General features: G+C 63.1%; 10 protein-coding genes, 1 other RNA gene and 1 pseudogene. 2 read left to right on the top strand and 10 right to left on the bottom strand.

All coding sequences use genetic code 11. From position 1 onward, the window contains the following. Positions 1-28: 28 nt before the first annotated feature. A complete protein-coding gene (locus tag INF32_RS06195; RefSeq protein WP_226387489.1) occupies positions 29-2,239 on the top strand; it encodes a hypothetical protein in 2,211 nt (736 codons plus the stop codon). A 69-nt stretch (positions 2,240-2,308) separates the two neighbouring features. Here the strand turns inward: INF32_RS06195 and INF32_RS06200 are convergent, their stop codons facing one another. From INF32_RS06200 to INF32_RS06240, 9 genes are all read right to left on the bottom strand, one after another. Further along, positions 2,309-2,845, bottom strand: coding sequence for a KdsC family phosphatase (locus INF32_RS06200; RefSeq protein ID WP_226387490.1), 537 nt, complete (start codon positions 2,843-2,845; stop codon positions 2,309-2,311). Continuing rightward, the gene (locus tag INF32_RS06205; RefSeq protein ID WP_226387491.1) at positions 2,821-3,594 is read right to left on the bottom strand and encodes a Rossmann-like and DUF2520 domain-containing protein; all 774 of its coding nucleotides are present in this window, start codon (positions 3,592-3,594) and stop codon (positions 2,821-2,823) included. The genes INF32_RS06200 and INF32_RS06205 overlap by 25 nt, the downstream gene beginning before the upstream one ends. Further along, positions 3,594-4,895 (bottom strand): YihY/virulence factor BrkB family protein, encoded by a 1,302-nt coding sequence (locus tag INF32_RS06210; RefSeq protein ID WP_226387492.1) that lies wholly within the window; start codon positions 4,893-4,895, stop codon positions 3,594-3,596. The genes INF32_RS06205 and INF32_RS06210 overlap by 1 nt, the downstream gene beginning before the upstream one ends. A gap of 56 nt (positions 4,896-4,951) precedes the next feature. After that, positions 4,952-6,202: a class I SAM-dependent methyltransferase gene (locus INF32_RS06215; protein WP_226387493.1), complete on the bottom strand. Its 1,251-nt coding sequence runs from the start codon at positions 6,200-6,202 to the stop codon at positions 4,952-4,954. Next, the gene (locus tag INF32_RS06220; protein ID WP_226387494.1) at positions 6,192-7,667 is read right to left on the bottom strand and encodes a ComEC/Rec2 family competence protein; all 1,476 of its coding nucleotides are present in this window, start codon (positions 7,665-7,667) and stop codon (positions 6,192-6,194) included. The genes INF32_RS06215 and INF32_RS06220 overlap by 11 nt, the downstream gene beginning before the upstream one ends. A gap of 66 nt (positions 7,668-7,733) precedes the next feature. Further along, positions 7,734-9,272, bottom strand: coding sequence for a YifB family Mg chelatase-like AAA ATPase (locus INF32_RS06225; protein ID WP_226387495.1), 1,539 nt, complete (start codon positions 9,270-9,272; stop codon positions 7,734-7,736). Between the two features lie 21 nt (positions 9,273-9,293). Then, positions 9,294-10,877: a replicative DNA helicase gene (dnaB, locus tag INF32_RS06230; RefSeq protein WP_226387496.1), complete on the bottom strand. Its 1,584-nt coding sequence runs from the start codon at positions 10,875-10,877 to the stop codon at positions 9,294-9,296. 39 nt (positions 10,878-10,916) lie between these two features. Further along, positions 10,917-12,665 (bottom strand): YgiQ family radical SAM protein, encoded by a 1,749-nt coding sequence (locus INF32_RS06235; protein WP_226387497.1) that lies wholly within the window; start codon positions 12,663-12,665, stop codon positions 10,917-10,919. Between the two features lie 10 nt (positions 12,666-12,675). After that, positions 12,676-13,890: an S-adenosylmethionine:tRNA ribosyltransferase-isomerase gene (locus tag INF32_RS06240; RefSeq protein WP_226387498.1), complete on the bottom strand. Its 1,215-nt coding sequence runs from the start codon at positions 13,888-13,890 to the stop codon at positions 12,676-12,678. A gap of 65 nt (positions 13,891-13,955) precedes the next feature. Here INF32_RS06240 and rnpB point away from each other — a divergent pair. Then, an RNA gene (gene rnpB / locus INF32_RS06245) (RNase P RNA component class A) lies at positions 13,956-14,337 on the top strand. Between the two features lie 53 nt (positions 14,338-14,390). Here the strand turns inward: rnpB and INF32_RS06250 are convergent. After that, positions 14,391-14,834, bottom strand: a pseudogene (locus INF32_RS06250) (GNAT family N-acetyltransferase); the annotation flags it as partial. Positions 14,835-14,841 lie beyond the last annotated feature (7 nt).

A 14,841-nucleotide genomic window follows, 5' to 3' on the forward strand; every position in this document is an offset into this window, starting at 1 on the left:
GAAGGAGCCGTCAACCGGCAAAGACATCATGACAGAAACGAAGAACATATCCCTCCGGCGCATCTGCGGGCTGCTTCTCGCAGGGGGCATGCTGCTGGCGGCCGGATGCGCGAAGAAGGCCCGGACGATCGACGTGGAGTACGTGCCGCAGTTCGAAAACGTCAACCACCCGCAGATCGCCTGCTGGGTCCTCACGCCGCAGGATCTGAGCGAAAGGCAATACCTGTCCGACCTGGACACGCTGGCCCGCCACGCACCTTTCGACCTGCTCTTTCTCACGGCCCGCCAGGGAACCGACTTCTACGATTTCGACAGCATGGAGCCCGTCTTCTCGCAGATCGTGGAACGCGCCCATGAAAAGGGACTGAAAATCGGCCTTCTGCTGGGAGAGGACCGGCATGCCTCCCCCGCACCCGACCAGGCGCAGTGGGTCGTCACCGAACAGGAAATCACCCTCGACGGAGAAGGGTACGGCCGCGTGTGCGACTCCGTACGCCACCTGAGCGAACCGGACCGGATCACGGGAAGCGAACTCTACCGGGCCTGGGCGTTCCGCAAGACGGCCGACGGGGAGTACGAACCCGGATCGCTCATCGACATCACCCCGCGCTGCAAAACCGACTCGGCCGGCTCCCGCCGGGCCGCGATCGAGGTGATCGGCAGTCCCGAACTGGGCGGGTACACGGCCTACATCCTCACCCGCCACACATCGGATGCCTGCGCCCCCTACGACAAGAGCTCCGCACAGCACTTCGTCCGTGCGCTCCAGGCCTACCGGCACATCCCCTTCGACGGCGTGGGTCTGGAGGGTTTCACGAACCTGGGCATCCTGCCCCCGTCCCGGATGAAGGGCGACACGCTCACCGAACGCTACTGCTCGCAGGCCATGTCCGAAGCCTTGAACCAGAAATACTGGATGGACATGCCCCGGACGCTTTTCGACATGCGGTACGTGCCGGTCGGGAAGCCCGAAATACGCATGAAAGCCATCAACGCCTACATGGACATCATGCGGGGAAGCGTCCTGCGCACGGAGAAGACCGTCGCTTACGAAGCCCGGAAGCTCTTCGGCGAGAAGACCTTCATAAGCCGTTATCTGACCGCCCGCGACCTTCATTCGGAACAGTTCGGGCTCAACGGCGAAAAGATATGGACGACGGGGCTCAAGGAGTGGTCCTCGCCCTGCGACTACACGTACAGCGACGGCAACGGTCCCCTCGGCCTGCAACTGGGACTGGCCATGTCGGGAACGGGCAACCTGCTTTACCGCACCACCCGCGACGAAGATATCGACCGCATGATCGGCCGGGCCCTCACCGGGCTCCGGTACGGCATACGCACCCACTACATGCTCGACCGCAGGACAGACATCGACGATCCCCTCACCCGTTCCCGGCTGCGGGCCATCGAGCAGTGCACCCGGCTGCTGAACCGTTTCGACCCGGCGCTGCCCGACGTGAAACTGCTGGTCGTCTTCGGAGTGGAGGCCCTCTCGAACTGGTATCCCGACCAGGAGAGCCGCGGAGCCTACGACATCAACTGCAAACTGGCCGTCGAAGAGAAGATCGAACGGCTCTGGCAGGCGGGCTACATGCACGCGCTGGTGCCGAGCGACGTGATCGTGGACGGGAAACTGCAGCTGGACGCCGACAACAAACCCACCATGAACGGCCACACGTTCGACGCCGTCATCTATCTTTATCCCGAATACGCCCGCAGCGAAGTGGTCGACTTTCTGGACAAATACGTGAGCCGGGGAGGTAAACTGATGATCGAGGGCAACACCTCGCACGATTTCCGGGGCGAGAGGATCAACACCTCCCGCTGGCTGAAAATCTACCAGCTGGCCAAATCGCTCACCTTTTCGTTCGAGGAGGTGTTCCCCTCGCTGGGCGTGGAACGCAGCGACGATGCGGAGGGAGTCCGCATGGAGGACGGTTCATGGATATTCACCGACCGGCAGTCGCTCACGGGCGACCGCCCCGCCGCCTTTGCCTTCACAGTGGGCGACGACCGCTACACGGGTCTCTATCACGGCATGGCAGCCGTGCAGGCCGATCCTGGAAAAGGATTGCAGAAACTGGCCGCCCACCGCTTCCGCGAGATCGCCTGCAACGGGAAAATGCTGCTGAGCCTTCCCGAACCGGCCGACATTTATCTGGAAATCGGGAAGGACGCGACCCGTATCATCGTGGCCGACACCACGGACCGGATCAAACCCCTGCTGGACAATCTGTAAAACGAAACCCGGCGGCAGACGGCTCCTGCCGCCCGGCCCGCCGGGATACATTCCGCTCTTCCGCCGGTCCTACGCCGAGGCCACGCAGTTGACCCCGCGCGAATCCTTCGCCCAGTCGCCCCGGGCACGCAGCACCTGCTCCACCACGTCGCGCACGCATCCGCGGCCGCCCGCGAATCCGGAGACATAGCGCGACACCCCGATCACCTCCGCCGCCGCATCGGCCGGACAGACGGGCATGCCCGCGTAGGCCATGGCCTCCACGTCAGGAATGTCGTCGCCCATGAAAAGCACCTCCTCCCGCTCCAGACCGAAATCGGACATGAACTCCTTCAACGCATCGATCTTGTCCCGGCAGTTGGCATACAGACGAGTGACGCCCAGCATCTCGAACCGCTTTTCCAGCCCGCGGCCCCGGCCCCCCGTAATGATACATACCGGATAGCCCGCCTTCAGGGCATAGGCCACGGCATAGCCGTCCTTGGCATAATACTGGCGGATGAACTCCCCTTCCGGAGTCACGGTGATCCCCCCGTCGGTGAAGACACCGTCCACGTCGAACACGAAAGCCCTCACCCGGGCTATATCTTCTTTGAAGTTTCCCATATGTTTTTGCTCAGATTGATATAGATGTTACGGTAATCGGGCCTCTCGACCAGCATGTCGCAATGGCGGCTCTTGGTCCGGTAGTCGTTGCGCACGGCGGGCCCGGTCTGGATCATCCGGGGCGAGGAGGCATCCACGGCTTTGAGCGCCGTCTCCCGGATCAACGGTTTGAGCAGGTCGAACGGCAGCCGGGCCGACGAGAGCAGGTCCTCGCCGATCGTGTACATATAATTGGTGAAATTGCACGCGAAGACGGCGGCCAGATGCAACTGCGCCCGCTCCTCCGACGAGGTCTCCCGCACGTTCGACGAGAGCGCCGACGCCACCTCCGACACCGCATTCAGCGCCGTGGACGTGGCCCCTTCCACGAGGAAAGGCACGTCGTCCAGAGCCACTTCGCGTCCCCGAGTAAATGTCTGGAGCGGATAGAGCACCGCCCGGTGGACGATGCGGGGCGAGAGGGCCTCCAACTCCACGCTCCCGGCCGTATGGGCCACCACGGCCCCGCCGAAATCGAGCTGGGCGGAGAGCTTTCCGATCGCCCGGTCCGACACGGCGATCACGTAGAGCCCCGCCGGAGCCAGAGCCGCAGGATCGTCCGTCCACGGACATCCGCACCGGGCGGCCAGTTCCGGCCCCGTCTCCCGGTTGCGGGCGAAAATCTGCACGGGACCCATTCCCTTCTTTTTCAGCGCCAGGGCCAACGCTTCGGCCACATTGCCGCTTCCGATCACAACGATTTCCTTCATCAGATATCCATTAACAGCCGGTTCGACGGCGAATCGACGGCACACAGCCGCACCCCGTCGACCAGTTCGTTCACTTTCCTCATCTCGGGACTCTGGTCCCATTCGATATTCGACTCACCGTGGCCCTCTACACAGTTGACCACGTCGAATACCGTGATCGCATGCACGTCGTGTCCCGGCATGTACATGTTCACCCGCTCGTCCCGCTCGTTCTCCACCGCCACCAGCATACCGCACTGCTCCAGATCGAAAATCACGTCGCGGACGATCCGCACGGGAAGGTCCAGCTGCCGGGCCACGATCTCCGTGGAGACGGGGCCCTCCCCCTTCAGGAAATGCCGCACGGCCACCAGCATCACGGCCACGGTCACCTTGCGCCGGTGGTCGTAGCTCATGTTCATTGCCTGCCGCTCCTGCTCGTACTTGTCGATATTCTGGTAGGCGAACGAGAGTTCGCCGCCGAACAGCAGAATCTGCCAGCTGGTCTGCAACCAGATCAGAAAGAGGGGCAGCGCCGCGAAACTTCCGTAAATCGCATTGTAGGAGGATACCTGCGACTGGATATAGAAATAGCCGATCTGAAAAAGCTGGAAAACCGTACCGGCGATCACACCGGCCATCAGGGCGCTGCGGAACCTCACCTTCGTGTTGGGCATCACCCGGTAGATCAGGGCGAACATGATCCAGATCGAGACCAGCGAGGCCAGCCCGAACAGGAGGTCCACCCAGAACGACCCTGCCACATCCGTAAGGCTACGGCGCAGATAGATCGAGATGCTGTTGGAAATGGCCCACAGGATCGGCGCCACGAAAACCACGGCCATGTAGTCGCTGAACTTGCGGGTGATGCTGCGGGCCTTGCGCACTTCCCAGATATTGTTGAAGGCGCTCTCGACATTGCCGAACACCTTCATCACCGACCACAGCAGCACCACGAAGCCCACCGAGGCGATCACGCCTCCCCGGGCCCGGATCAGCATGTTGTTGGCGAAGTCGATGATCTGATCGATGATCAGGGTGTACTGCGGATACTCGCGGTAGAGGTATTCGTTAAAACTGTTCTCCATGCCGAACCCCTTGATGACCCCGAACACGAGGGCCGCGATCGGCACGATCGACATGAGGGTGTAGAACGTCAGCGCAGCCGAACGCACCGCCAGGTTGTGCTCACCCAGTCCCCGCGCCATGAAGATGACGACCTTGAACTGGCGCACGGCCCAACGCATCTTGCGGGACTTGTAGTCGTTCTCCTTCGTCTGCCAGATGCCTTCGGTGATGAATTCTATGATCCGCTTTATCATGGTGCGTGCGCAGTTTTATCGTACCGGCCGGTGTGCAAAGATAGCATTTTCGCCCGTTAATCGACCCAGACGACCAGCAGTTTTTCACCTGCCCGGGTAAAGACCGCCTGCATCGTTCCCCCTTCCTTCACGCCCAGCGCCGCGGCGATCTGCCCGTTGGAGAAGGGAAAGTCCCTCCGCAGGATGGTCAGGCGGGCGATACCCTGCTCCTTCATCCGCCTCTTTATCTCTTTGGGCCGGTAGGGCTCCGCGGAGACGATCCGAAGGGCCCGACCCCACAGTCCGCCTTCCGGCAGTTCCTCTGCAAAAACGCAGCCGTTCTCGCCGCCGCACCAGAGGCCCGGCCCGTCGTAATGACGGCACACGAGCCGCGCCTTCTGCAACGCCACGTCGGGCAGGATCAGCCACCGGAACCGCTCCCACGAAGAGGGCGCGGGATGCCTCATATCCCGTTCCCCGACCGCGGGAAATTCCATGCGGCCGATGCCGACCGCACGCACGGCCTTCGTCGGGGAGACGATCCCCTCCCCCGTCTCGATCACCACCTGTTTGCACTCCCCTCCCTCGGAGACCGCCTCCACGCGGCAGGCCGGCCCGAACAGACGGAAAGCCTCCTCCACGTCAAAAAGCGGCGAACACTTGACCACCACCCGACGGGCCAGGGCCAGCAGACGGGGCATCAGCGCCATCACGTCCGGCGAACAATCTTCGAGCAGCACCCGTTTCTCGCCCTTTCCACCGCGGCGGTCGGGATCGACGTAAATCAGATCGACGGGCAGCACAGGGAAAGCCGCACGCCGGGGCTCTTCCTCCCCTGTACAGGACCGCACACACGGAAAACTCCCGTCTCCGCCCTCTTCCAGCCACCGGACGAATTCCTCGGCCGAAGCGTTCACCACTTCGATGCCGGAAGCCCCGAGCAGCCTGAAATTGGATGCCGCCAGCAACGCCACGGCAGGGTCGCGCTCGACGCTCACCACACGGGCGAAACGACGCGACAACCCGAACGAATCGACACCCAGTCCGCAGGTCAGGTCGATACAACAGGCTCCCTCCCGCTCCGGGAAATCGGCGCACGCCTCGCTGCTCGACTGCTCGAAAGCCAGCGGAGGCAACACACACCGGACCACATAATAGGACGGGAGCTTTTTCCGGGCCCGTTGCAGGTACTTCACCTGCGAGGCAGCCTCCGCAGCGTCGGGACCACCCGCACGCAGGGCCACCTGCACCGGATCGGAACCGATGTACCGCTCCACGAGTGCCCTCACACCGGGCGAGAACAGGCGTTTTATATCATCAGGCGTCATATTCCAGGGAGAATTTACGGTCGTCCCGCCCGTACCACCAGACGGCGAGCAGAAGATAGACGAGGTAATATCCAGCCACGAACCAGAGCGGAATCCGCACGTCGAAAGCGGCCCACGGCAGCTCCGCACACCATTTCACCACGGCGTTCTGGAGCCAGGCACACCCTTCCAGCCCGGCCGAGAAGACACCAGCCAGCACCGGGAAGGGAAGGATCATCCACCCCACGGCCAGCAGCACGATCAGATGGGCCGTCAGCACCACCGCCGGATTGATGAGCATACCCACCAGCGGAAAACTGCCGAACTGCCACACCACCAGCGGAGCGGTGCCCATCGTGGCGACCACGCCGATAATCACGACCGAAATCAGCAGGTTGAGCGGCCCGCAGCGGGTGCGCAGCCGCCGGTAAAGCGGACCGAAAGCGACGAATATGGCCAGTACGGCCAGGAACGAAAGCTGGAAACTGATGTCGAACAGGTAGTTGGGGTCGATGGCCAGCATGACGGCCGCCGTGGCGAGCATCGTATTGACCGGATTGCGGTACCGGGTGGCCGCCAGTGCGACCTGGATACCGGAAAACATGAACGCCGCACGGATCACCGAAGGTGAAAGTCCCGCCGCCGCGGCATAGAGCCAGATCGCCGCGACCGCCGCCACGTTCTTCGCAATATGTCCCCTCCGCACGGCCGGCAACAGATAGAAAAGGACATTGACCAGCGAAAAGACGATCCCCACGTGCAGTCCCGACACGGCCAGCAGATGCGAAGCCCCCACCCTGCCGTACGCGGCCCGAAGCTCAGGGCTCATCTCCCGCTTGTCGCCTACCGCCATGGCCGAAACCACGGCCCGCGCATCGTCCGAGAGCGAAAGCCGTCCGAGCAGACGGGCCGCACCGCCCTGTACCCTACGGGCCCAGGAGAGCGGCGTCGCGGTCTGCGCCGGACTGCGGGTCAAGAGCCTGCCGGGCGTGACGAATACCTTGCCGCAGAAACCGCGCGTACGCATCAGCTTCCCGTACCCGCTCCGTGTCGTGTCGATCGGATTCACGTAGGCCAGCGCGGCGTACTGTCCGCCCTGTTCCACCCTCTGGCAGGTATCCACCCAAAGCAACACCCGGGCACGGGCCGCCCGCCACCGGGCCTTTTCGTCCTTTTCATACCGGAAATACCCCACATCGGCCGCCGTCCGCTGCCAACGTCCGCGATCGGAAGGATTTTCGATCACCTGGAAGGTCAGCAGCAGACGCTCGCCCTTGGGCAGCGGATCGTTCGTGCGGTGCAGCTGGGCCAACAGCACAGCGGAGAGAAAGACGGAGAGCGTGACATAGCACCAGGACTCCCGCCGCCGGTATCCCGCCCAGGCCAGCAGCCAGGCCGCCGCGAGCGATCCGCACAGCACGCCCCACGGGAGCGTGTAGCTGCGGGCCACGACGATTCCCGCGATCATCGGCAGGATGATCCGCAAAAAAGGGGTATTCCGTATGCCATTGGCCAGACCGCCCTCCATGATCGTGATTCTATGTATGTCCCGTTACAGTCCCCATGTCTCCCGGTCGAGGCTCCGGTAACGGATCGCCTCGGCGATATGCGCCGTCCCGATGTCGGGCTCTCCCTCCAGGTCGGCGATCGTCCGGGCCAGTTTGATGATCCGGTCGTAGGCCCGAGCCGAAAGGTGCAGCCGCTGCATCGCCTTCTCGAGCATCGAGGAGCACCCGGCCGTCAGCGGACAGAAGCGGCGGATCATGGCCGAAGTCATCATCGCGTTGGTGTGGATGCCCTCGTACTCCCCGAAACGCATCCGCTGCACCTCCCTCGCCCGCACCACGCGCTCCCGGATCGCCTCGCTCGGCTCCTCGGGCCGGCTGTCGGCCATCTCGCTGAAGGCCACGGGCGTCACCTCCACGTGCATGTCGATCCGGTCGAGCAACGGCCCCGAAATCCGGTTCATGTAGCGGACCACCGCCCCCTGCGAGCAGACGCACCCCTTGGTCGGGTGGTTGTAATATCCGCAGGGACAGGGATTCATCGCGGCTACGAGCATGAAGTTGGCAGGATATTCCACATTGTATTTAGCCCTCGACACGGTGATCGTCTTCTCCTCCAGCGGCTGGCGGAGCACTTCGAGCAGGCCGCGCCCGAACTCGGGCAGTTCGTCCAGAAAAAGTATCCCGTTGTGGGCCAGCGAAATCTCGCCCGGCTGGGGATTGGCTCCGCCACCCACGAGCGACACCCGCGAAGCCAGATGGTGCGGAGCCCGGAACGGACGGCGCGTGAGCAGACCCGCTTCGGTACCCAGCTTGCCGGCCACGGAATGTATCTTGGTTGTCTCCAACGCCTCCTCCGGCGTCATCGGGGGCATGATGGTCGGGATACGCCGGGCCAACATGGTCTTTCCCGAGCCGGGAGAGCCGATCATCAGCACGTTATGCCCTCCGGCCGCCGCGATCTCCAGCGCCCGTTTCACATGGGCCTGGCCGCGCACGTCCGAAAAATCCTCCCCGTGGCGGCCGGTCGCGGCGGAAAAAAGCTCCGACATGTCCAATCTCACCGGCTCCAGGGGCCGCTGCCCGCTGAGGAAACCGACCACTTCGGTCAGCGAACGCACGCCGATCACCTCCAGTCCCTCCACCACGGCCGCCTCACGGGCATTCACCGCAGGCAGGATCAGCCCGGCGAAACCCTCCTCCTTCGCCTTCAGGGCGATCGGCAAGGCACCCCGGATCGGCATCACCGAACCGTCGAGCGAAAGCTCCCCCATGATAACGTAACGGTCCAGCCTGTCGGGCACGGCCTGCCCCGTGGCGGCCAGAATGGCCACGGCGATCGGCAGGTCGTAGGCCGAACCCTCCTTGCGCAGATCGGCCGGAGCGAGGTTCACCACCACCTTCCTGCCCGTCATGCGGAATCCGCTGTTGCCGAAAGCGGCCCGGATACGCTCCTGGCTCTCCTTCACGGCATTGTCGGGCAGGCCGACCAGAAACATGCCGATCCCCATGGAGATATCCACCTCCACGGCCACCGTCACGGCTTCGATCCCCACGAGGGTACTGGCGAAACTCTTTACGAACATATCCTGCGCTATTGATCCGGATCAGAACGGGGCATCGCCGCCCCCGCCGAACGTCCCTCCGAAATTGCCTCCCGAGGGGAGGTCGAATCCCGTGGCGGGCCCGGCCGCGAAACCTCCTCCGCCGGAAGGAACGTCGAAATCGGCATTCATCCCGGCCGACGGCACGTCGCTCAGACTGCTGTCCATCGTGCTGTAAGCCAGCGAATCGTCCTCGTCGTAGTCCATGAAACGGGCCTGTTCCTTGCGGAAGCGCAGTTTCACGGTGTCCACGGCGCCGTTACGGTGCTTGGCCACGATGATCTCGGCCATACCCGCCGTAGGCAGCCCCTCCTCGTCCACCGTCAGTCCGTAATACTCCGGACGGTGAATGAACGCCACAATGTCGGCGTCCTGCTCGATGGCGCCCGACTCCCGCAGGTCGCTCAGCTGGGGCCGCTTGCTGCCGCCGCGCGACTCCACCGAACGGTTGAGCTGCGAAAGGGCGATGATCGGGATGTTCAGCTCCTTGGCGATCGCCTTCAGCGAACGCGATATGGAGGCCACCTCCTGCTCGCGGTTGCCCCGGGTTTCGGGCGTTCCCGTCATCAGCTGGAGGTAGTCGATGATAATCAACTGAATGTCGTACTGGGTCTTGAGCCTCCTCACCTTCGACCGGAACTCGAAGACCGAAAGGGCCGGCGTGTCGTCGATGAACAGCGGGGCGTTGGCCAGCGGCTTGATCGAGGTCTCCAGATGCTTCCACTGCTCGGGATTGAGGTTTCCGTTGCGCACGTCCCGCGAGTCGAGCCCCGATTCGGCCACCACCAGACGGAGCATCAGCTGCGTGGAGCTCATCTCGAGCGAGAAGAAGGCGACCCCCTTGTCGTGATCGACGCAGACGTTGCGCGCCAGCGAGAGCACGAAAGCCGTCTTGCCCATCGAAGGACGCGCGGCGATGATGATCAGGTCGGAGGGCTGCCACCCCAGCGTCAGCCGGTCGAGATGGGTGAATCCGGAAGGGACGCCGCTGAAACCTCCCTCGCGTTTGGAAGCCTCCTCGATCGCCTCCATCGTACGGGCCAGGATATCGCGCGACTTCTGCACGTCCTTTTTCACGTGCCCCTCGGCCACCTTGAATATCTCCCCCTCGGCGAAGTCGATCAGATCGGTCACGTCGGTCGACTCGTCGTACGACCGGCGCTGAATCTCGGTCGTGGCCCGGATCAGCTCCCGCTGCACGTATTTCTGGGCGATGATCTTGGCGTGGAACTCCACATGGGCGGCCGAACCGACCTTCTGGGTGAGCTGGGCGAGGAAGGCCGCCCCGCCCACGGCCGTCAGCTGGCGCTTGAGCTTCAGCTTCTCGGTCACGGTGTAGAGGTCGATGGGTTTCAGCTCCATCGACAGTTCGAGGATCGCCTTGTAGATGATCTGGTGCGCTTCCTTGTAGAACGCTTCGGGCACCACGAACTCCTGCACGGCGATCACGGCGTCCTTTTCGAGCATCAGCGCACCGAGCACGGCCTCTTCCAGCTCCACCGCCTGCGGCGGAACGTTGGCCCCCGTTTCGGTCAGGGCTGCGTAGCTCTCCCGGTTGCGCTGGGAGGGAGTATAATTTTTTGCCATTTACAAAAGGATTGGGAGCGTAAAGGTAGTGTTTTTCCGCTATTTTTCCCGGAGAAAGAAATAACTTTTTTGCTTCCGTTTATCGTCCTGATTCCGGGCCACATAGAGCCTGCGGCCCGTGTAGGGGTCACGGCCCGTGCGGAACATCACCGAGGAGAGGGTCATGGGCGTGGGCGTGAGGTCCTGCACCTGCTCCAGGCGCATGTGCAGCGACCGGGTCTTCTGCGACAGACGCCGCATGTCGGCCTCCGTACACCCCGGATGACTCGATATGAAATAGGGGATCAGCTGGTAACGCAGCCCCTCCCGGCGGCAGATGCGCCCGAAATCGGCGTGCAGCCTCTCGAACAGGGCGAAAGAGGGTTTGCGCATCAGTTTCAGCACCTCGTCCTCCGTGTGTTCGGGCGCCACCTTGAGTCGGCCCGAAGTATGGTTTACCACCACCTCGCGCAGATAGGCCCCACCGTCCGAGGGATCGAACAGGTCGTAACGGATGCCGCTCCCGATGAAGGCCTTCTTCACCCCCTTGACACGACCCACTTTCCGGTAAAGCTCCAGCAACCGGGCGTGGCTGTTGTCCAGGTTGGGGCACACCTTCGGGAAAAGACACGAGGGACGCACGCACGCGGCGCACGCCTTCAGGTTCCGGCCGCCCATGCCGTACATATTGGCGGAAGGTCCTCCCACATCCGAGAGATACCCCTTGAATCCGGGCATCCGCACCACCCGCTCCACCTCCTGCAGGACGGATCGCTCCGACCGGCTGCTGACGAACTTTCCCTGGTGGGCCGAAATGGTGCAGAAACTGCATCCGCCGAAACACCCCCGGTGAATGTTGACCGAGAACTTGATCATCTCGAAAGCCGGTATACTGCCCTTTCCGTCGTAACGCGGATGCGGCAGGCGCGTATAGGGCAGGTCGAACGCGGCGTCGATCTCCGCCTCCGTCAGCCGGGGATGCGGAGGATTGACCACCACGAAGCGGTCGCCCACGGGCTCCACCAGCACGGCATCCTGTTCCAGCCGGTTCGACTCGGTCTCCATCGTCACGAAATTCTCCGAAAAGGCCCGGTCGTCCTCCGCACACCGCTCGTAGGAGTGCAGCCGGATCGTCCGCTGCGGATCGAGCCGGTCCACGTAGGTGCGGTCGGCCATGAAGGCCACCTGCCTCAGTTTCCGCAGCAGTTTGGCGTTGTATCCGTTGGCCATGGCCCGGGCCACCTCGCCGATGGCCTTGTCGCCCATGCCGTAGATAAGCAGGTCGGCGCCGCTCTCGGCCAGCACCGAAGGCTTCACCGTGTCGCTCCAATAATCGTAATGGGCGAGCCGCCGCAGCGACGCCTCGATCCCGCCGATCACCACCGGGACGTGGGGATAGAGCCGCTTGAGTATCCGCGTATAGACCGTCACGGCATAGTCGGGACGGAACCCGGCCTTGCCTCCGGGCGTGTAGGCATCGTCGCTGCGCAGGCGCAGGTTGGCCGTGTAGTGGTTCACCATCGAATCCATGCTTCCGGCCGAAACGCCGAAAAAAAGACGGGGCACCCCCAGTTTCCTGAAGTCGCGCAGATCGTCCTTCCAGTTGGGCTGCGGCACGATGGCCACACGATAGCCCGCGGCCTGCAGCAGGCGCCCGATCACGGCCGGTCCGAACGACGGATGGTCGACATAGGCGTCGCCGCTGAAAAGGATCACGTCGAGGTAATCCCACCCCAGCGCCTTCACCTCCTTGACGCTCGTGGGCAGCCAGTCACCCGGCCGGAAAGTATGTGTCGTCCGTTCTGCCATAACCAGCCCGTCAGCGCCCCCCGCCCAACAGCAGGGAGCTGTCCCCGTAACTCAGAAAGCGGAAACCGTTCCGCAGCGCATAGTCGTATATCCGACGCCACTCCTCCCCCACGAAGGCCGAGACGAGCAGCAGCAGCGTACTTTTCGGCTGGTGGAAATTGGTGACGATATGATCGACCACGCGGAAACGGTAGCCCGGCATAATCATGATCTGCGTGGCCGCCTTGAGCTTCTCCGTCCCCGTGCGCCGCATATACTCCGCGAGGGCCTCCAGCAGCCGGCGGCCGTCGTACTCCTCCGGAATGTCGTACAGTTCCCACTGACCGACCGTCTCCTCCGGCCGGGGCTCTCCCCCGGTCAGCGTCCGGTACCCCAGCGCCGCGAGGCTTTCGAGCGTCCGCACCGTGGTCGTTCCCACGGCCACGACCGCCCCCCGTTTCTCCAGCAGGCGTTCCACGGTCGCCGGCGTGACTTCGAAATGCTCCGTGTGCATGGCGTGCTGCATGACATCGTCGCTCTTCACGGGCAGGAAGGTTCCCGCTCCCACGTGCAGCGTCACTTCCGCGAACCCGAACCCGGCCCCCTTCAGGCGCCCGATCAGCTCCTCCGAGAAGTGAAGGCCCGCCGTAGGCGCCGCCACCGATCCCTCGAACCGGGAATAGACCGTCTGGTAACGTGTATTGTCGATCTCCTCGCTCTCACGGTTCAGGTAGGGAGGAATCGGAATCCGCCCCAGATGTTCGAGCAGCTGTCCGAACGTCACCGGTGCGTCCCACTCGAAACGCACCACCTGTTCCCGTCCGTCGTTACGCACCCTCCACGCCCGAAGGCGGCAGGAGGCTCCTCCGTACCCGAAGGGAATCTCGAGCGGCCCCTCCTTCCACTTTTTCGAATTGCCCACGATGCAGTGCCACGTGCACCCGCCCCGCACGGCGAACGCCCGTTCGTAGTCGGCCGGCTCGCAGGGTTCGAGGCAGAAGATCTCCACCCGCGCCCCGCTGGGTTTGTGCATGACGATGCGGGCCCGCACCACCTTCGTATTGTTGAAGACCAGAAGCGCCCCGGCCGGAAGCACCTCCCCGATGTCGCTGAAATGCGTCGGGGCGATCTCTCCGCCGCCGTAGACGAGCAGGCGCGACATATCCCGCCTCTCCAGCGGGAACTTGGCGATCCGCTCCTCGGGCAGGTCGTAGTCGTAATCGGATATGCGTACGTTATGTTCCATTTCGACAAGATGACACCGCAAAAGTAATACTTATTCCCGATTTTTGACTACTTTTGCCCCGAACACAGCAGGGAGGCTCTGCCGCTGCCCCGCAAGGGGGAGAGGAAAGTCCGGGCAACGCAGAGCGCCGTCCTTCCTAACGGGAAGATCTCCGAGAGGGGATAGCAAGCGTAACAGAAAACAACCGCCACGAAACCGCCGAACGGTCGCGTGGTAAGGGTGAAAAGGCGGGGTAAGAGCCCACCGCGGATGTGGTGACACGTCCGGCCGTACGTCTGACGGGTTGCAAGACCATGTATACCGACGCCGTAGGGTTGCTCGCCCGATGTCGGGGGGTAGGTTGCTGACGAGCCGCGGAGGAGACTCCCGGCCTAGATAAATGGCAGAGGCCCGCAGGGGAGCGATCCGCTCCGGGCACAGAACCCGGCTTACACGCCCTGCTGTGTTCTTTTTTTCCGGAACCGTCCGCCGGAACCCGGAACGGCCCGGGACGGGGGTTTGTATTCCATTCTGTACAGATCGAACCCCTCGGCCCAATAGTCCCTCCGTATTTCTTTCAGTTCGACCCCCCGTTTTCTGTAAAATCCGCAGGCCAGCTGCGAAGTACGCACGGTTATTCTCCTGACGGTGCCGAAACTCCCGAGCACTCCGAGTCTGTGCCGGAGCAGCCGGGTCCCCAGCGACCGTCCCCGATAACCGGGGTGCACCATGTCCCAACTGATTTTTCCCTCCGACCCGTCATTGGCGAAGTTGATCCCGCCGCAGCCGACGATCGCTCCGTCGCACAGCAACACGTAGTAAAGTTCTCTTTCACGGTCCAGATAGGCAGCGAAATCCGCCTCCTCCGCCGGCGCGAAATACTCCGGAATGTTCAGACGGATCAACCCCATGACAGCCTCCCTGTCTGCCGGCACGTACTCCCTGATCGTTACGGACTCTTCCATTTTCCTG

This window comes from Gallalistipes aquisgranensis (assembly GCF_014982715.1).
In the GTDB taxonomy this organism is placed as follows: domain Bacteria; phylum Bacteroidota; class Bacteroidia; order Bacteroidales; family Rikenellaceae; genus Gallalistipes; species Gallalistipes aquisgranensis.